Annotated in this window: 14 protein-coding genes; 5 read left to right on the top strand and 9 right to left on the bottom strand. The window is 62.6% G+C overall.

What is annotated here, in order from left to right; translation table 11 throughout:
• Nucleotides 1–22: 22 nt before the first annotated feature.
• Nucleotides 23–766 carry a fumarate/nitrate reduction transcriptional regulator Fnr gene (gene fnr, locus QZ634_RS03345; protein WP_291985566.1) on the bottom strand — a complete coding sequence of 248 codons (744 nt, stop codon included), beginning with the start codon at nucleotides 764–766 and terminating at the stop codon, nucleotides 23–25.
• Nucleotides 767–862: 96 nt separating this feature from the next.
• Here fnr and hemN point away from each other — a divergent pair, with 96 nt between their 5' ends.
• The 5 genes from hemN (at nucleotide 863) to selD (ending at nucleotide 7,003) form a co-directional block, all read left to right on the top strand.
• Entirely contained in the window at nucleotides 863–2,260 is a 1,398-nt protein-coding gene (gene hemN, locus QZ634_RS03340; protein WP_291985564.1) for an oxygen-independent coproporphyrinogen III oxidase, read from the top strand.
• A 92-nt stretch (nucleotides 2,261–2,352) separates the two neighbouring features.
• Complete coding sequence (locus QZ634_RS03335) at nucleotides 2,353–3,039, top strand: sulfite exporter TauE/SafE family protein (protein ID WP_291985562.1); 687 nt, start codon at nucleotides 2,353–2,355, stop codon at nucleotides 3,037–3,039.
• 45 nt (nucleotides 3,040–3,084) lie between these two features.
• Nucleotides 3,085–5,520: a heavy metal translocating P-type ATPase gene (locus QZ634_RS03330; RefSeq protein WP_291985560.1), complete on the top strand. Its 2,436-nt coding sequence runs from the start codon at nucleotides 3,085–3,087 to the stop codon at nucleotides 5,518–5,520.
• Nucleotides 5,521–5,544: 24 nt separating this feature from the next.
• Entirely contained in the window at nucleotides 5,545–5,805 is a 261-nt protein-coding gene (locus tag QZ634_RS03325) for a heavy-metal-associated domain-containing protein (RefSeq protein ID WP_291985557.1), read from the top strand.
• 79 nt (nucleotides 5,806–5,884) lie between these two features.
• Nucleotides 5,885–7,003 (top strand): selenide, water dikinase SelD, encoded by a 1,119-nt coding sequence (selD, locus tag QZ634_RS03320; RefSeq protein WP_291985555.1) that lies wholly within the window; start codon nucleotides 5,885–5,887, stop codon nucleotides 7,001–7,003.
• Nucleotides 7,004–7,157: 154 nt separating this feature from the next.
• Here the strand turns inward: selD and QZ634_RS03315 are convergent, their stop codons facing one another.
• The 8 genes from QZ634_RS03315 to imuA all read right to left on the bottom strand — a co-directional run bounded on the left by QZ634_RS03315 (nucleotide 7,158) and on the right by imuA (nucleotide 17,771).
• A complete protein-coding gene (locus QZ634_RS03315) occupies nucleotides 7,158–8,402 on the bottom strand; it encodes a DUF1015 family protein (RefSeq protein WP_291985554.1) in 1,245 nt (414 codons plus the stop codon).
• 251 nt (nucleotides 8,403–8,653) lie between these two features.
• Nucleotides 8,654–10,096 carry a glycogen synthase GlgA gene (gene glgA / locus QZ634_RS03310; protein WP_291985552.1) on the bottom strand — a complete coding sequence of 481 codons (1,443 nt, stop codon included), beginning with the start codon at nucleotides 10,094–10,096 and terminating at the stop codon, nucleotides 8,654–8,656.
• Between the two features lie 20 nt (nucleotides 10,097–10,116).
• Nucleotides 10,117–11,391, bottom strand: a complete 1,275-nt coding sequence (gene glgC, locus QZ634_RS03305) for a glucose-1-phosphate adenylyltransferase (RefSeq protein ID WP_291985550.1) — start codon at nucleotides 11,389–11,391, stop codon at nucleotides 10,117–10,119.
• A gap of 68 nt (nucleotides 11,392–11,459) precedes the next feature.
• On the bottom strand, nucleotides 11,460–13,103 hold the full coding sequence (locus tag QZ634_RS03300; protein ID WP_291985548.1) for an alpha-D-glucose phosphate-specific phosphoglucomutase: 1,644 nt from the start codon (nucleotides 13,101–13,103) through the stop codon (nucleotides 11,460–11,462).
• 1 nt (nucleotide 13,104) lies between these two features.
• Nucleotides 13,105–14,793 (bottom strand): glucose-6-phosphate isomerase, encoded by a 1,689-nt coding sequence (gene pgi / locus QZ634_RS03295; RefSeq protein ID WP_366145352.1) that lies wholly within the window; start codon nucleotides 14,791–14,793, stop codon nucleotides 13,105–13,107.
• Between the two features lie 363 nt (nucleotides 14,794–15,156).
• Nucleotides 15,157–15,558, bottom strand: coding sequence for a hemerythrin family protein (locus QZ634_RS03290; protein WP_291985546.1), 402 nt, complete (start codon nucleotides 15,556–15,558; stop codon nucleotides 15,157–15,159).
• Between the two features lie 88 nt (nucleotides 15,559–15,646).
• Complete coding sequence (locus QZ634_RS03285) at nucleotides 15,647–17,161, bottom strand: DNA polymerase Y family protein (protein ID WP_291985544.1); 1,515 nt, start codon at nucleotides 17,159–17,161, stop codon at nucleotides 15,647–15,649.
• A complete protein-coding gene (imuA, locus tag QZ634_RS03280; protein WP_291985542.1) occupies nucleotides 17,064–17,771 on the bottom strand; it encodes a translesion DNA synthesis-associated protein ImuA in 708 nt (235 codons plus the stop codon). Before imuA ends, QZ634_RS03285 begins: the two co-directional genes overlap by 98 nt.
• Nucleotides 17,772–17,777: the final 6 nt, after the last annotated feature.

The raw sequence follows: 17,777 nt of genomic DNA, 5'->3' as shown, positions 1-17,777 counted from the left end.
GCAGGCCATTATTCGCGCCGCATCAAACGCGCTGGTGGGACATCAGTTTCTTCAGGCCGGCGGTGTTGAGAATGCGGATTTTTCTCTGGTGAACGGAGAGCAGCCCTTCGTCCTGAAAGCGCGAAAAGGCGCGGCTGACGGTTTCCAGTTTGAGGCCCAGATAGCTGCCGATTTCGTCACGCGACATGCGCAGGTTGAATTCGGCCGGCGAGTAGCCGCGCGCCTTGAAGCGCTGCGAGAGGTTGAGCAGGAAGGCCGCCAGGCGTTCCTCGGCGCGCATCGTGCCGAGCAACATCATTACCCCGTGATCACGAACGATCTCGCGGCTCATCACCTGGTGAAAGTGGTGCTGCAGGGTATGAATTTGCCGCGACAGCCCTTCGAGATGCAAGAACGGAATGGCGCAGACCTCGCTATCCTCGAGAGCGATGGCGTTGCAGGTATGGACTTCGCTGCTGATCCCATCCAGACCGAGCAACTCGCCGGTCATTTGGAAGCCGGTGACCTGATCACGACCGTCTTCGATCAGCACATCGGTCTTGAAAAAGCCGCTGCGGATCGCGTAGATAGACTCGAAGCTCTGCCCGGCACGGTACAGGTGATCGCCCCGCTTGAGGCGTCTGCGCGTCGACACCAGTTCGTCGAGCTTTCTCAGTTCGTCGGCGTCAAGGCCGATAGGGAGGCAGAGCTCGCGCAGATTGCAGTTCGAACAGGCCGTCTTTACGACCTCAAAGGCAAGTCTCGCGGTCGCATCGTTCGTCGACATCTGCGTCCTTTTCACTAAACCCGGCGTTTGATCCACGTCAACCCGATCACTTCAGGGCAAACCGATAATGCACCTAATCAACAATGTAGTGGAAACATGAACTCTGTCGCCGAGAACCTCGTTTTTGATCCGCAGATCATCCGCCGCTTCGACATCAACGGCCCGCGCTATACGTCATACCCTACGGCGGATCGCTTTGTCGAGGCCTTTGGCCCGGATGCGTACCAACTGTGGCTCGGCAAGCGCAACATTGGCGCCGTCAGCCGGCAATTGTCATTGTACTTCCACATTCCGTTCTGCAACACCATCTGCTATTACTGCGCGTGCAACAAGATCATCACCAAGGACCATGGCCGCTCAGCCAAATATCTGAAGTATCTGGCGCGCGAACTGGCACTGCAGAGCAGCTATCTTGAAGGTGGCGATCAGGAAGTGGCGCAACTGCATTGGGGTGGCGGTACGCCGACCTTCCTCTCGCACGATGAAATGCGCCAACTGATGGCAGCGACACGCCATCACTTCAAGCTGATTGAAGACGGCGAGTACTCGATTGAAGTCGACCCGCGCAAGGTCGATGGCGCAACCGTCGAACTGCTTGGCGAACTGGGCTTCAACCGCATGAGTGTCGGTGTCCAGGATTTCGACCCGGCGGTCCAGAAGGCCGTGAATCGCATTCAGAGCGAGGAAGAAACCCTGGCCGTCATGGACGCGGCGCGTAGCAGCGGCTTCAAGTCGATCAGCGTCGACCTGATCTACGGCCTGCCGAAACAGACAGTGATCGGCTTCAGCCGTACGCTCGACCGGGTCATTGCCGCCAGCCCCGATCGCGTGTCGATCTACAACTATGCGCACCTGCCGAGCCTGTTCAAGCCGCAACGGCGCATCCTCGACGCGGACATGCCAAGCGCCGACGCCCGCCTGCAGATTCTCTCCCTGGCCATCCGAAAAATGACCGAAGCCGGCTACGTGTATATCGGCATGGATCATTTCGCCAAGCCCGACGATGAGTTGGCGACCGCCCAGCGGCAGGGCCGCCTGCATCGCAACTTCCAGGGCTACTCGACGCATTCGGACTGTGACCTGCTGGCCTTCGGGATCTCGTCGATCGGCAAGGTCGGACCGACCTACAGTCAGAACGTGAAGACGCTCGACGAGTACTATGACCTGCTCGACAGCGGCACCCTGCCCGTCTACCGCGGTATCGAATTGAACGCCGACGACCTGCTGCGGCGCTCCATCATCCAGTCGCTGATGTGTCACTTCGAGCTGTCGATCGAGTCGATCGAGATCGCGCATCTGATCGAATTCAGGAAGCACTTCGCCACCGAGCTCGACGATCTGCGCGAGATGGTCGATGCCGGACTGGTGCATATCGATGACCGCTGGATTACCGTTCTGCCGAAGGGCCGCATGCTGGTACGCGCGATTTCGATGGTTTTCGACCGTTATCTGCGCGCTGATCGACAGCGCACGCGCTACTCGAAGGTCATCTGAAGACCGCCTCCAGCTGACTCGCCGCTGACCAAAGCCGAGGAAGGAGTAGAATCCGACCTCCCTCAGCCCGTCGGCGCGCGCGCTAGCCCCAGATGCCAGAATCGACGTATCTTGCTTTGTTGTTGATCGGTCTGCTCGGTGGGACGCACTGCGTCGTCATGTGCGGCGGCATCGTCGGTGCGCTGTCGATGGGGGGGCCCGCACGCGCCTCGCTGCACCTCGCTTACAATGCCGGACGGATCGTCAGTTATGCTGCTGCCGGCGCTATCGTCGGTGCACTCGGTGAAGCGAGTCTGGCCTTGTCCGGGCAGCTACCGCTACGCAGCTCCCTTTTCCTGCTCGCCAACCTGATGCTCATCGCGCTCGGGCTGTATCTGATGGGCCTGACCAGGGCACTGGCGTTCACCGAGCGCTTCGGCCAGAAACTGTGGCGACATCTGCAACCCCTGACCCGGCATTTCCTGCCCGTACGCAGCATCAGGCAGGCTTTTCCACTCGGGCTGCTCTGGGGCTGGTTGCCCTGCGGCCTGGTGTATAGCGCACTGGCAACGGCCTTGACCAGTGGCTCGGCGATGCACGGCGCCGGGCTGATGCTGGCTTTCGGTGCCGGCACCTTGCCCAACCTGCTGCTTGCCGGCCTGCTGGCCGCACGCCTGCAGGCCTATGCGCGCAATCGCACGCTACGCCTGGCATCGGGAACGCTGATTCTTGGCTTTGGCGTCTGGGGCCTGATCGGGCTGGCGCGCCTCCTGATCGGCCATTCGCCATTCGCTACTTGAGGGGATCTTGATGCAAACCTGCGACGCTCGGCCCCGGTGCTCGACATGAGAGAAGGAAAGAACGACCCGCAACGCCTCGATCTGCCGGTCACGGGCATGACCTGTGCCGCCTGCGCGACGCGCATCGAGAAAGTCCTGAATCGCCTGCCCGGCGTCATGGCCACCGTTAACCTGGCCAGCGAACGCGCCCAGGTCGACCTTTCGTCTGGCGCCAGCTCGCCGCAAGAGGTGGTCGCGGCGATCGAGAAAGCCGGTTTCAGCGTGCCGCGACGAACCACCGAACTGGCGATAGATGGAATGACCTGCGCCGCCTGCTCGACGCGCCTTGAAAAGCTCCTCAACCGGCTTTTGGGTGTTGACGCGGTGGTCAACCTGGCCACCGAACGGGCCACCGTCCACCATGTTCCGGGCATCGTCGATCCAGCGTTACTGCTCGCCACCGTCGAGCGTGCCGGCTTCGTCGGGCATCTGGTCGACGATCGCTCGCGCAGCGAGGAGAAGGCCAACAAAATCGCCGCCGGGAAGGCAGAATTGCGCCGCTTCTGGATTGCGGCCGTGCTGACCCTGCCCCTGGCCGCGCAAATGGTGAGCATGTTCGATGGCGGCGCGCAAACTCACCATGACCTCCTTCCGCGTTGGCTGCAACTTGGACTGGCGACGCCGGTACAGTTCTGGATCGGCGGGCGCTTCTACACTGGCGCCTGGACGGCCTTGCGCGGTGGTGGCGCGAACATGGACGTGCTGGTCGCTCTGGGAACCAGCATGGCCTATGGTTTCAGCCTGTTCGTCACCGTATCGGGCGCTGCCCATCTGCACGTATACTTCGAGGCCTCGGCGGCGGTGATCACCCTGGTACTGCTTGGAAAATTGCTCGAGGCACGCGCCAAGGCGAGGACCACCGACGCCATCGAAACCCTCGTTCGCCTGCAGCCGAAAACCGCGCGCGTCGAGCGCGACGGCAAGCTGATCGAAATCGACGCCGCGCTGCTCACCCCCGGCGATATCTTTGTTGTTCGTCCCGGCGAAAACCTGCCCGTCGATGGCGACGTGATCGACGGTGAGTCGACGGTCAACGAAGCGATGCTCACCGGCGAGAGCATGCCGGTGGCCAAGCAGCCGGGAGCGCGCGTCTTCGCCGCCACGGCCAACGGCGAGGGAATGCTGCGCTGTCGGGCCAGCGGCGTCGGCGAGCACACCCTGCTCGCCGGAATCATCCGCATGGTCGCCGAAGCGCAGGGCTCCAAAGCGCCCGTGCAGCGCCTTGCCGACCGCATCTCGGCGGTTTTCGTACCCGTGGTCTGTGCCATCGCCCTATGCACCCTGCTCGCCTGGTGGCTGTTTGGCGGCGACTTCAGCGCCGCGCTGGTCAACGCCGTGGCGGTACTGGTGATTGCCTGTCCTTGCGCCCTCGGGCTGGCGACACCGACGGCGATCATGGTCGCCACCGGACAGGGTGCCTCGGCGGGTATCCTGGTCAAGAATGCCGAAGCGCTGGAACGTGCAGAGAAGGTCAGCGTGCTGGCGGTCGACAAGACCGGCACGCTGACGCGCGGCGAGCCGGTACTGACCGATCTCGTGCCGCTGGCCGCGTCGGCAGACGAAGCCCTGTCTCTCGCGGCGGCCCTCGAACAGGGTTCCGAGCATCCCTTGGCCAAGGCGATCCTGCGCCATGCCCGGGCCAGCCAGCTGCCGCTGCCGCCCGTAGCACAGTTTCGAGCCCTCCCCGGTCGTGGGGTCGAGGGCCGGGTAGGCGAACGCCTGCTACGTCTCGCCGCGCCCAGCGAGTTCCTCGCCATGAGCCTGCCTCGAGAACTGATCGACAACCTGCAACGCACGGGCAAGACGGTCGTGGTGCTGGTCGAAGATGGCCAGGAAAGCAGCGCTGGCGAAGGCAGCAAGGGCCAGACGGACGTCGCTCTGGCGCTGCTGGCGATCGCTGACCCCCTGCGCGCGACCTCACGCGCCGCCGTGACCCGGCTCAAGAGAATGGGTATCCGGGTGGTAATGCTCACCGGCGATCACGCTGCGACAGCTGCGGCAATCGCCCGGGAAGCGGGAATCGACGACTTCCGGGCCGGCGTACTCCCCGGCGACAAAGCCGCTGTAGTCAATGCCCTGAAGACCAGCGGCGCGGTCGTGGCCATGGTCGGCGACGGGATCAACGACGCGCCTGCGCTGGCGGCGGCCGATGTCAGCTTCGCCATTGGCGCCGGATCGGACGCCGCCATCGATGCCGCCGACGTAACGCTGGTCCATGGCGACCTCGACGGAATTGCCGACGCGGTCCTTCTTTCGCGTGCGACGCTGCGCAAAATCAGGCAGAATCTCTTTTCGGCGTTCATCTACAACGTGCTCGGCATACCGCTGGCCGCACTTGGCATGCTCAATCCGGTCGTCGCTGGCGCGGCAATGGCGATGAGTTCGGTCTCGGTGGTCTCCAACTCACTGCTTCTCAAGCGCTGGCGTGCGGGCGGCAGCTGATAGCCGGCGCGGCCGAGGACAGCAATGGGGCTGGCTGCGGCGAGCAAGCGCACCGGCAAGTACGACTGGGAAACCGCGATGGAAACGATCAGCATTGGCGTTGTCGGAATGCGCTGCCAGGCGTGTGTGAAAAGCGTCAGCACGGTCCTCAAGAGCTTGCCCGGAGTCGATCAGGTCGAGGTGTCGCTGGAGGCGAGCCAGGCCAGAATCACCTACGACCCGAAGGTGGCAAGCGTCGCCGACTTCGCCGCGGCAATCGATGAGGCGGGCTTTGCAAACAGCTGAGTTCCTGCCTTGCCGGTAGCGACCTCGGCGGCCGCATCGCCACCTTGACGCCCCAAGCCACCCTAACCACCGGAATATCATGGCCAAAAACAAATCCAGGACGGACGATGCTGCCGCTCCGGAAGTAGTCGACACAGAGCCCGTCAAACTGACGCAGTTTGCGCACGGTGGTGGATGCGGATGCAAGATCGCTCCGCACGTGCTCGAACAGATTCTCGCCAAGACCACTCCGGCTATCGTCCCCAAGCAGTTGCTGGTCGGCATCGAGACCAGCGATGACGCTGCCGTCTACCAGCTCAACGCCGATCAGGCGCTGGTGGCGACCACTGATTTCTTCATGCCCATCGTTGATGATCCTTTCGATTTTGGCTGCATCGCGGCGACCAACGCTCTTTCCGATGTCTACGCCATGGGCGGCGTTCCGCTGTTGGCACTGGCAATCGTCGGCATGCCGGTCAACAAGCTCCCGCTTGAGACGATCAAGCGCGTCCTTGAGGGTGGTGAGTCAATATGTACCAAGGCGGGTATTCCGATTGCCGGTGGACACACTATCGACTCGCTCGAGCCGATATACGGACTCGTGGCGATCGGTCTGGTGCATCCCGACAACCTGAAGCGCAACTCTGGGGCACGGCCCGGCGACAAATTGATTCTCGGCAAGGGACTGGGCGTTGGCTTCTACAGCGCAGCGCTGAAGAAAGGCGTCCTTTCGGCCAGCAACTACGCGTCGATGATCGCTTCGACGACGCAACTCAACACGCCGGGACGGGCTCTCGGGTGCCTGGCCGGCGTGCATGCAATGACCGATGTGACAGGCTTCGGTCTGCTCGGCCACCTGGTTGAAATCTGCAAGGCATCCCGTGTCTCGGCGGTGATCGACTACGCCGCATTGCCGATTTTGGCCAACGCTCTCGACTATGCGGAAAAAGCTTGTATCACCGGCGCTTCAGAGCGCAACTGGGTCAGCTATGGCGAGCACGTGGTCCGGCCGACGAAGCATCTGACCGAAGTCGAGCAGGCACTGCTCACCGATCCGCAGACCAGCGGCGGCTTGCTGATCGCCTGTGCGCCGGAAGTGGTCACGGAAGTCCTGTCGATTTTCCTGCAGGAAGGCTTTGATCACGCAACGGTTATCGGTGAGCTGAGTACCGGGAAAGCACGGGTTTCGGTCGTCAGGGGCAAGGCCGGGTCGGGCTGACGCCGGCGCCGCGAGGTGATCTGCACCAGGTGAGTGACGGTGCCAAGCGTGAAACGAACCAGCCGCTTCCTGGCAGCGTTCTGACACCGACGCGCAGTGGCCGGCTGATTGACCGCCCTGCCCGCCCCTTCTTCAGCTCAGCTGGCCGCGTGCGTCAATCGAGGACGTGCGACACCAGTCCGTCGGCGAGTTTCGGTTCGAACCACGTCGACTTGGGCGGCATCACCTCGCCCGCGTCGGCGACCGCCATCAGATCGGCCATCTGGGTCGGATAGAGCGCAAAAGCGACGGCCATCTCGCCACTGTCCACGCGTCGTTCGAGTTCGCCCAGGCCGCGCATGCCGCCAACGAAGTCGATGCGCGTATCTCGGCGCAGGTCGGTGATCCCCAGCAGCGGAGCGAGGATCTGCTCGGCCAGTACCGAAACATCGACTCGCCGCACCGGATCGGACGACGGCAGCAGACCGGGCAGCAATTCCAGGCGGTACCAGCGACGACCGAGATACATGCCGCAGACGCCGCTGCGTTCCGGCTTCACGGGGCTGTCCGACGGCATGACGCGATAGCGCTGAGCAACGGCCGCCAGGAAAGCTTCCTCACTCAGACCATTGAGGTCGCGCGCGACCCTGTTGTAGTCCATGATGCGCATCTGTGAAGCGGGAAAGATCACCGCCAGGAAATACTCGGCGCTATCGGTTGCAGCCGCCTTGCCACGCCGAGCCGCAGCCACTCGTGAGGCCGCCGCCGAGCGATGATGACCATCGGCAATGTACAGTGCGGGCATGGCTTCGAGGAGCGCACCGAGGTGCGCGATGGTCTCGCCATCGTCGATCATCCACAGGGTGTGCCTGATGCCGTTGTCGCCCGTCACGTCGGCGACTGGCTCGCCCTCGGCGGCCTGGCTGAGCAGGCGATCAACGGTCTCGTTGTGCGCATTGACCAGCAGCACTGGACCGGTTTGCGCATTCAGCGCTTCAATTTGCCGGACGCGATCGTCTTCCTTGTCCGGGCGAGTGAACTCATGCTTGCGGATACGGTTGCTGTCGTAGGCGACGATCGAAGCGGCGGCCACCAGTCCGGTCTGCGCATGTTCGCCCATCACCAGTCGGTACGCGTAGTAGCACGCGCGCTCATCGCGGCGGAGCACCCCGTCGTCGATCAGACGCTGAAAATTTTCGGCCGACTTCGCATACACCTCGGGTGCGAAGTGATCGACCTCCGGCGGCAGGTCGATCTCGGCCTTGGACACATGCAGGAAGGACAAGGGCTTGCCGCTTGCTGCCTCGCGCGCCTCTTCACTGGAAAGGACATCATAGGGTGGCGCGGCAACGGCCGCGGCATCCTGGCGGCGCGGACGGAGGCCGGCAAACGGCCGAATGAGGCAATGATCAAAAGACAATGAACTCTCCTGTGGGAGTTTTGTTCTGGAAGCTAGGCTAACGAATTCTCATCGTTGCGGCTCCTGTATCCCTGGTTTGCAGGCCAGCGTACGGAGCAGTCGGCGCGAAGCAAGACGGTTGGCTACTGCTGTCGCGATTATAGTGCGCCCTCGGTTTCACCGACAGCAGCACCGGCACTGCTGACCACAACGAGCGCGGCGTACGGCGATCGGCCTTCAGCCAGCCGACGAGAAAGACCCTGGCGAGGCCTTCAGATACTTCTGTACAGCGCCTCGTAGCGCATTGCCGAGTCATCCCAGGAAAAATCCTGCGCCATACCGTGCTGCTGCAGGTGACGCCACGTCGCGGCGTCGCGGTACAGCGCGCATGCCTTGCTGACACGTCCGGCGAGCTTCCGGCTGCTGGCATCGTCAAACGAGAAGCCGTTGGCTGTACCCGCCTTGAGGGTCTCCGGCGTCGTATCGACCACCGTATCGGCCAGGCCACCGACTCGCCGCACCAGTGGCAGGGTGCCGTAGCGCAAGGCATAGAGCTGCGTCAGACCACAGGGCTCGAAACGCGAGGGGACGAGCAGGATGTCGGCGCCGGCCATGATCCGATGCGACAAGGCCTCATCGTAGCCAAGATGTACCGACACCGCAGCGGGATGAGCCGTGGCAGCGGTTCTGAAGGCGGCTTCGATATCCGCCTCGCCACTGCCAATGACCACCAGCTGCGCCCCCTCGGCCAACAGGGTCGGCAGGGCACCAAGGACCAGATCCATGCCTTTTTGCGAGGTTAATCGACTGACAATGGCGAACAGCGGCGCCTTGGCACAGGGAGTAAAACCGAGATCCTTCTGCAATCTGAGCTTGCCGACCAGCTTGCCGCGCAGGTGCTCGGCACTGTAGTTCCTTGACAGGGCAGGATTGGTGCTGGCGTTCCAGACCGAATAGTCGACACCGTTGAGTATGCCGGACAGATCGCCACCCCGGCCACGCAGCACGCCATCCAGCCCCCAGCCGAATTCCTGCGAGCATATTTCCCGAGCATAGGTCGGGCTGACGGCGTTGACGCGTTTCGCATGCACCAGCGCCGCCTTCATGAACGACAACTGCCCGTGAAACTCGATGCCGCTCTGATTTGCGCCAGAGATCTGCAAACCGAGGTCGTGATGGTAGTCGAGAGGGAAAAGGCCGCGGAAGGAGAGATTGTGGATGGTGAACACGGTGGCCGTGGACAGCGCCGGATTCTGCGCGATGTAGGCGAGCGCCAGTCCAGCGTGCCAATCGTGCGCGTGCACCACCTCGGGCTGCCAGAGCCGATCAAGTTCTCCGGCAGCGAGGTGGGCAGCGACCCAACCAAGGAGAGCGAAGCGTCGATGGTTGTCGCGCCAGTCACAACCATCCGGGCCAAGGTAGGGATTACCGTCGCGCCGGTAAAGAAAGGGCGCATCAATGACGTAGGCCAGCAAGCCGCTGTCTGGCAGGCGACCGAGCCGCAGGGTGATGACTGCAGCGCCAAACGCCGGACCGATGCGGATAACCCGCTTGAGATCGGTCACACCGTTGAGAATGGCGGGCATTCCCGGCAACAGGATGCGGACGTCAAGTCCACGGGCGGCCAGCGCGGCCGGCAGGGCGGCCACGACATCGGCGAGCCCGCCGGTCTTGACCAGCGGGTAGATCTCCGCGGCAACGTGCAGGATGCGCACGGACTAGCGAACCTGCCGCCTCAGGTGAGGCGCTCCAGCATCTTCTTGGTGATCAGCGTAATGCCGTTCTCGGTATACCTGAAACGGCGCGCATCGTCGTCCGGGTCTTCACCAACGACCATGTTCGGCGGGATGTGACAGTCACTGTCTACAACGCAACGGCTCAGGCGAGCCCGCGACCCGACGGAGGTGTTGGGAAGCATTACCGACAGGTTCACCCGGGCGTAGGAATGGATGCGGCAACTGGAGAAGAGCAGCGAACGGTTGACTTCTCCGGAAACGATACAGCCACCGGAGACGGTGGATTCGATGGCTGTCCCACGCCGGTCGAGATGGTTGTGCACGAACTTGGCAGGTGGCAGTTGCTGTTGATAGGTCCACACCGGCCAGTTACTGTCGTAGAGATTCAGTGCCGGCACGGTGCCGGTCAGATCGATGTTCGAATCCCAGTAGGCATCGATTGTCCCGGCGTCGCGCCAATAGTGTTCCCTGACCGGTTCATCGGGCGCCACGACGCAACTGCGGGAGAACGAGTGCGCCACCGCGCAGCGGTTGGCGACGGCACGTGGAATGATGTCCTTGCCGAAGTCATGGTTGGAGGTCTCGTCGGCGATGTCTCGTGCCAGTTCGGCGTACAGATACTTGGCATTAAAAACGTAGACTCCCATGCTGCACAAGGACATCTCCGGATTGCCCGGCATCGCCGGGGGATCGGCAGGCTTCTCGATGAAGTCGGTAATCATGCCACTATCGTCGACGGCGACGATACCAAACCCGCTGGCTTCCTTGCGTGGCACCTCGATACAGGCGACGGTGCATTCGGCACCGCTCTCGACGTGGTCGACCAGCATTATTCCGTAGTTCATCTTGTAGACGTGGTCGCCGGCCAGGATCACGACGTACTCCGGGGACGGCGTGTAGGTCTCGAGGATATCGATGTTCTGATAGACGGCATCGGCGGTACCCCGATACCAGGATTCCTCGTCTATTCGCTGCTGTGCCGGAAGCAGGTCAACGAACTCATTGACTTCGCCGTGCAGGAAACTCCAGCCGCGCTGCAAATGACGCAGGAGGCTGTGCGACTTGTACTGGGTCACCACACCGACGCGTCGCAGCTGCGAGTTGACACAGTTCGACAGAGCGAAGTCGATAATCCGGAACTTGCCACCAAAATGGACCGCCGGTTTGGCGCGCCGGTCAGTCAGTTCGTGTAGCCTGCTGCCGCGCCCGCCAGCAAGCACCAAGGCGATCGCCTTGCGTGACAATTGGAATGTCTTCCGGTCAACCATTCTCATATCCCCTTTTCTAGCTTGATTCATGGCATCTGGCAGCGCCATCACGCGTCGCCAGGTGTCCCGACTTCCTAGCTGATCACATCCGGCTTTTTTCGCCCGGTAATCCCGGCAATCTGCGCCACCGTCTCGGCGAGTTGCACCAGCGGTGCGAGCGCCTCCTGCGTCGGCACCTCGTGGCGGCTGGGATCGGCGACGAAACGCTCGAGATAGACGCGCAGTGTCGCCCCTTCCGTGCCCGTGCCGGAAAGCCTGAAAACCACCCGCGAACCATCGTCGAGCATTATGCGGATGCCCTGACGTTCAGAGCGCGAGCCATCCACCGGGTCGATATAGGCAAAATCATCGGCAGCCTCGATGCGCAGCCCATTGCACAGCGAGCCTGCGAGTTGCGGTAGCCGCGCGCGCAAGCCGTCGATCAGGCGATCGGCCGCGGCTGTCTCGATGCCCTCGTAATCGTGACGCGAGTACACGTTGCGGCCGAAACGCTGCCAGTGCTCGCGCACGATGACGTCGGCGGGCGTATCGCGCACGGCCAGAATGTTGAGCCAGTAGAGGACCGCCCACAGACCATCCTTCTCGCGCACGTGGCTCGAGCCGGTGCCCGCGCTCTCTTCGCCGCAGATGGTGGCCTTGCCAGCATCGAGCAGAGAACCGAAGTATTTCCAGCCGGTCGGCGTCTCGTAACAGGGAATACCCAGCGCCTTGGCGACGCGGTCCACCGCACAACTCGTCGGCATCGAGCGCGCGACACCGGCCAGGCCGGCCGCGTAACCAGGTACCAGCGCGTGGTTCGCGGCGATGACGGCCAGGCTGTCACTCGGACTGACGACGAAACCACGACCGACGACCATGTTGCGATCACCGTCACCGTCGGAGGCCGCTCCGAACGACAGACCCGAGCGGCTGTCGGCCAGAGCGGCGACCAGCTCGGCTGCATAGACGGGGTTCGGATCGGGGTGCCCGCCGCCAAAATCCGGCAGGGGCGTGCCGTTCACCACGGTGCCCGCTGGCGCCCCGAGACGGCCTTCCAGAATGGCCTTCGCGTAGGGGCCGGTGACCGCGTGCATGGCGTCGAAACGCATGCGAAAGTCCGCACGTGCGAGGAGAGCGGCGATGCGCTCGAAGTCAAACAGGGACTCCAGCAGTTCGGCATAATCGGCGACCGGATCGATGATGCTGACGACCATCTCACCCACTTGAAACTCACCCAACCGCCCGAGGTCGATATCGGCCGCCTCGATCGTGCGATAGGCACTGATCTCCTGCGTGCGCTGATAAACCGCGTCGGTAAAAGCTTCGTTCGCCGGTCCGCCATTGCCGAGGTTGTACTTGATGCCGAAGTCGCCATCGGGACCACCCGGATTGTGGCTGGCGGACAGGATAAGGCCACCAAAGGCCTGCCATTTGCGGATCACCGCACTGGCGGCCGGCGTCGACAGAATGCCGTCACAACCGACCAGAGCACGGCCAAAGCCGGCCGCAGCCGCCATGCGCAGAATGGTTTGAATGGCCACATCGTTGTAATAGCGGCCGTCGCCGCCGACGACCAGTGTTTTTCCTTGCTGGCCGCTCAGCGTGTCGAAAATGGCCTGCACGAAGTTCTCGAGATACCGCTCCTGCTGAAATACCGTCACCTTCTTCCGCAGCCCGGACGTCCCCGGCTTCTGGCCGGAGAACGGCGCACTGGAAACACTGATCACCTTCGTAGTCATGTCATGCCTCATGGCAAATTGAGCGCCCCGGCCGGATACCGGAGCAAAATCGGTTCAGGCAATATGCTGCCGGGTGAAGGCCAGCAGCCCTTGCGTTGATGCGTCGAGTTTTTTTCGCCAGCTGTGCGTCGCTCACCGCAGGCAGAATGCTGTTGGCCACCGCCTTGCCAAGCTCGACGCCCCACTGGTCGAAGGAATTGAGCCCCCAGATGGCGCCCTGCACGAAGACCTTGTGTTCGTAAAGTGCAACCAGGGCACCGAGCGTTTGCGGGTCAAGCCGCGACAGCAGCAGCGTGGACGACGGCTGATTGCCGGCAAAGACCTTGTGCGGCAGGAGTTCCGCAAGCTTCGCGGCCGACATGCTGCCGCTCAGCTCGCTGCGTGCCTCGTCCTCGGTCTTGCCGAATGCCAGCGCCGCGCTCTGTGCGAAGCAGTTGGCGAGCAGCGCCTCCTGATGCCCGGGCAAGGGGTAATCCGAACGTACGGCGGCGATGAAATCGCAGGGCACCAATCGCCCACCCTGATGGAGAAGCTGGAAAAACGCGTGCTGGCCGTTGTTGCCGAGCTCACCCCAGACGATGGGATTCGACGCATGGGCGAGCGGCTGGCCATCGATCCCGACAGACTTGCCGTTGCTTTCCATCTCGAGTTGCTGCAGGAAAGAGGGGAAGTAGCGCAGGGACTCGTTGTAGGGCAATACGGCGTTGGTCGTCGCCCCCAGGAAGTTGGTGTTCCAGATCCCGATCAGGGCCATCACTACGGGCAGGTTGCGTTCGAAGGGCATGCTGCGGAAATGCTCGTCCATGCGCTCGGCGCCGGCCAGCAGTTCGGCATAGGCCTGCGGCCCGATGGCGATCATCAACGCCAGGCCAACCGCCGACCACAGCGAAAAACGACCACCGACCCAATCCCAGAGAGGAAAGACCGAGCCTTCGTCAATCCCGAAGTCGACCGCACGCTCGGGTTTGGCCGTCAGCGCGGCAAAATGACGGGCAACGGCGGCAGCGTCGCCAAGGTTGGCCACCAGCCAGTTGCGCGCGGTTTGCGCGTTGAGCATCGTTTCCTGCGTGGTGAAGGTCTTGCTGGCCACCAGGAAAAGCGTCGTGCGCGGATCAAGGGTTTGCAGGAGCGGCGCCAGCTGGGCGCTATCGAGATTGGAGACATAATGCACGGCAAGCGCCGGATGCGAGATCGAACGTAGCGCGTAAGCGAGCATTTTCGGCCCGAGGTCCGAGCCGCCGATACCGATATTGACGACCGTGCGAATCGGCATGCCGGTAAAACCAAGCGCCTCGCCAGCGCGAATACGATCGGCGAAGGCGGCCATGCGCTGGCGCGTTGGCAAGACCTCGGCCATGACGTCGAAGTCGGCACTGGGAAACGGTGCGCCGGATCGCCGCAAGGCGACGTGCAGCACCGAGCGATCTTCACTGACATTGATCTTCTCGCCGCTGAACATTCTAGCCGTCGACTCGGCAAGGCCGACTTCTTTGGTCAGCTCAACCAGTAGAGCCAGCGTCGTCGAATCCAGGCGCTGCTTCGAGAAATCGAAAAGGATCCCATCGAAGCTCAGCGAGAGGGCAGCGACGCGATCCGGATCACTGGCAAAGAGTTGTCTGAGATGCTCTGGAGAGAACGATTTCCGGTGCGCTTCAATGGCTTTCCAGGCGGCTGAGGAGGTAATGTTCATGGTCGGTACGAGCTCATCAATGAGTGATCAGGCCAGCTACAAATGGCCGATTAAAGGGGCTTGCGATGAAATATGACAAGATATGCTGTTCCGCTTATCAGCTTGCCAGAATGCTCGAAAGAACGCAAAAAAGAATCCGCGCCGAGCGCTTGTAAAAAGGCTTTCAAGACCATTCACGAGGCCATTTCCGGGCAATCTCGCGAGCCCCCTTCCGGTCGCCGCCGCGTGGCCGAAAATCACTCTTTCGAGGCGCTTGTCGATGCACTGGTCGGGCAAGCGCTGCGCGCAGAAAAAGGCGCCGCAGCGGCGCGCGGGAGAGGAAGCGGAAGGCTGGCAACGACGAACTGCAAGCAGCGGAAGACGTCAGGTGGCGCGCTCCCGTAGCCGAGCAGCGAAGGGCTTGTCTTCGTCGGTGATATGACGCTCGAACCAGTATTCGGTATAGCGCAGGAAGGAATGAACATCGCGCGAACCGTCATGCACGGCGGCGAGCGCCTTGCGCAGCGTGCGCAGGTTGTCATCGTGGACTTTGGCATGATCGGCGAAGTCGACACCGAGCTGGCGCGCGACACGCTCTTCGCTGGCGAAATGCCACTCCAGATAGTCGAGCAGGCTGTGAAACTCGTCGAGTGATGCGAGTCCGTTGCCAAACGATGAGGTCTTGAGCATCTCGATACGGCGAAAAATCTCTTCGTGCTGAACATCGATTTCGGGCAGATCGATCAGAAGTGCCGTCGGCAACAAGCCAGTGAGGGTGTACTCCATGATCGAACTCCGCGGTGAAACGGTCGATTGCGACAATAATCACAGTATAAAAAGGGGGATCGAAAAGCACCAGTTAAATCGGACACCGTCAGGCAAACACACCATGCAGAAACCACCCTGCCCGGCAACGAAAAATCCATAACCATTCCTGACGTATTGAAATGGCGACGAAGTAGTCGCGACGCACATCACCAAGCGCATCGGGCTCGGCAGCATCCCACCAGCCACTTTCGATGCGCTCTGGCCCGGCAAGCAGACGTAAGGAGCCTCCACACTGTGGCCGACCGGCCGTTTCGCGCAAGGCCTGCGGTCTGGCCAGAAGCCATAGAGGACGTGGAGCAGACTCTTTCAGCGACACCCTCGAGTCAGCAAACAACTTCGTCGCTATTCTCTCTCCGGCCAGCAGGGCGGAGGTGACTCGTCGCGAGGCGTTCTCCGGGCGGTGCTCGGCCACAACCGCAAGCACATGCACGCTCCCGCTGCCAAGACGCGCCTGCAGGCGCTCGACCAGCGCGGCCACCGAATCACCACCAGCGCCTTCACCGTGCTCACCGAACAAGCTGCTCGCACGTCCTGGCAGCGCCTCCGGCGCCTCGGCTCGCAAGCGGATCGCGTCGACAGCGGCGGGCAGTTCGAGCCGCTGCAGGCGCTCGATGAGCACCCGGGAGATCCGTTCGGGGTCGCGCGTGGCAGTGCTGAAAGCGAGGGCCAGAACAGTGGCCGATCGCTGCTCCGTGGAACGTTCGTGCGCAAACTCGAAGCGGCATTCACTGATTCCCTCAGCGCGAGCAGCAAGCCAGCCACACAAGCTGGCGACCAGGCGACGCCCGGCAAAGCCGAGAGCGATCGCATTATCAGTCCGCATCGGCAGTTCCAGCCGCTCGACAAAGCGCTCCGGAAAAACAAAGCGCGGCCGCGGGTCCGGAAAATCGCCGAGCGCACGCGCCAGATCTGTGACAAAAGCGGGGCCGAGTCGACGTGCCAGACCTGCGCGGGGCAGACAAAGCACGTCAGCGAGCAGGCGCGCACCAAAGCTGCCGAGGCGAGCCTGCTTCTGCGGCGAGAAGTCGAGAGCCGCCAGCGGCAGTCTGCCGAGGCGCAACGGCAGTTCAGCGCTGTCGAGACAGGGCTCATTGTCGCCGGCAAGCGCCAGCCACTGCGCAGCGAGCGGCGTGGGAGCAAGCGCCGCCTGCGGAGCAAAGCCCTGCTCGGCGCAGCCGCTTACAATACGTTCGAAGAGCGCCGTGGCGCCGCCGAAAAGACGCAGGGAAGCGGCCACTTCCAGCAGCAGCGTCTGGGGTGGCAGGCAGCAGATCTCCGAGGTGAAACCGCCTGCCCAGTAGGCGAGCCGGGTCAAGGCTAGCTGCTCACGCTCGCAATCACGCTGCTGCACGGCCAGAGTGGGCAAGAAAGCCCACGCCTCGGCCAGACGCAGTCCAGGCATCACGCCAGCCGAACTCGCCGCCCGGTCGGCGACGACGACACGTTCACGGCTGACGATGGCTTTAGGCGATGGCAGGCTGGGAAAGACTTCGAGCGGCAGGCGTGGCAGGTACAGGGCAAGCCAGAGCATGATTCCGACGTAGTGGACGTTGAATGGCAATGGGCAATGATGCTGACTGCGTGCCGCCACGGCGCTTGAGAAGACGAACGATCAGTTGCTCACCCGCAGCTTCGAGCGCCAGGCGCAGCGGCGCCGGCGAGGATTGACTGGCACAGGCTGCCGGACGAAAAACGAACAGCAGCGTGCGACTGCTCTCGGCAGCGAGCTGCAGCCGACGCAACGTGCTCGTCTGTACGTCAGGCAGCCAGGTGACAACGGCGCCAACGCCATCGGCAGCGAGTGAGCGCTCGCAGACCCAGGCAGCATCACGGCCGGGAGCGCTGGCGACCAGCAGGCGCGACAGGTCAAGACCGGATTCCCGCAACGCTGGTGCATGCAGCGGATGCGGCGAGGCAACACAGACGAGCCAGGCAAGTTCGTCGCTCGATAGGCGCGCCAGAGCTGGCAGTAGCAGACTCAGTTCACCAATCCCTCGATGCGCCGGCAAGATTTCGGTCAAGCCGCCGCGCGGCCAGCCACCGCCAGGCAACTCACGGTCAAGTTCGGTGAAACCCGTCGGCACGCCGGTTAATGGCGTTCTGGCCAGCGTATCGCCACGCCAGATATCAGGGCGATCAAGAACTTGCGAAAGCGTCAGAGATGAAGGCATGGCAGG

The organism is Candidatus Accumulibacter sp. ACC007 (assembly GCF_907163205.1).
Lineage (GTDB): Bacteria > Pseudomonadota > Gammaproteobacteria > Burkholderiales > Rhodocyclaceae > Accumulibacter > Accumulibacter regalis.
The sequence above is the reverse complement of the archived record's forward strand: the minus strand, read 5'-3'. Positions and strand labels throughout refer to the sequence as shown.

Excerpts from the sequence above, each read along its gene's own strand:
- fnr (WP_291985566.1), bottom strand. The coding sequence starts at position 766 with ATGTCGACGAACGATGCGACCGCGAGACTTGCCTTTGAGGTCGTAAAG.
- hemN (WP_291985564.1), top strand. The coding sequence starts at position 863 with ATGAACTCTGTCGCCGAGAACCTCGTTTTTGATCCGCAGATCATCCGC.
- QZ634_RS03335 (WP_291985562.1), top strand. The coding sequence starts at position 2,353 with ATGCCAGAATCGACGTATCTTGCTTTGTTGTTGATCGGTCTGCTCGGT.
- QZ634_RS03330 (WP_291985560.1), top strand. The coding sequence starts at position 3,085 with ATGAGAGAAGGAAAGAACGACCCGCAACGCCTCGATCTGCCGGTCACG.
- QZ634_RS03325 (WP_291985557.1), top strand. The coding sequence starts at position 5,545 with ATGGGGCTGGCTGCGGCGAGCAAGCGCACCGGCAAGTACGACTGGGAA.
- selD (WP_291985555.1), top strand. The coding sequence starts at position 5,885 with ATGGCCAAAAACAAATCCAGGACGGACGATGCTGCCGCTCCGGAAGTA.
- glgC (WP_291985550.1), bottom strand. The coding sequence starts at position 11,391 with ATGAGAATGGTTGACCGGAAGACATTCCAATTGTCACGCAAGGCGATC.
- QZ634_RS03300 (WP_291985548.1), bottom strand. The coding sequence starts at position 13,103 with ATGACTACGAAGGTGATCAGTGTTTCCAGTGCGCCGTTCTCCGGCCAG.
- pgi (WP_366145352.1), bottom strand. The coding sequence starts at position 14,793 with ATGAACATTACCTCCTCAGCCGCCTGGAAAGCCATTGAAGCGCACCGG.
- QZ634_RS03290 (WP_291985546.1), bottom strand. The coding sequence starts at position 15,558 with ATGGAGTACACCCTCACTGGCTTGTTGCCGACGGCACTTCTGATCGAT.
- imuA (WP_291985542.1), bottom strand. The coding sequence starts at position 17,771 with ATGCCTTCATCTCTGACGCTTTCGCAAGTTCTTGATCGCCCTGATATC.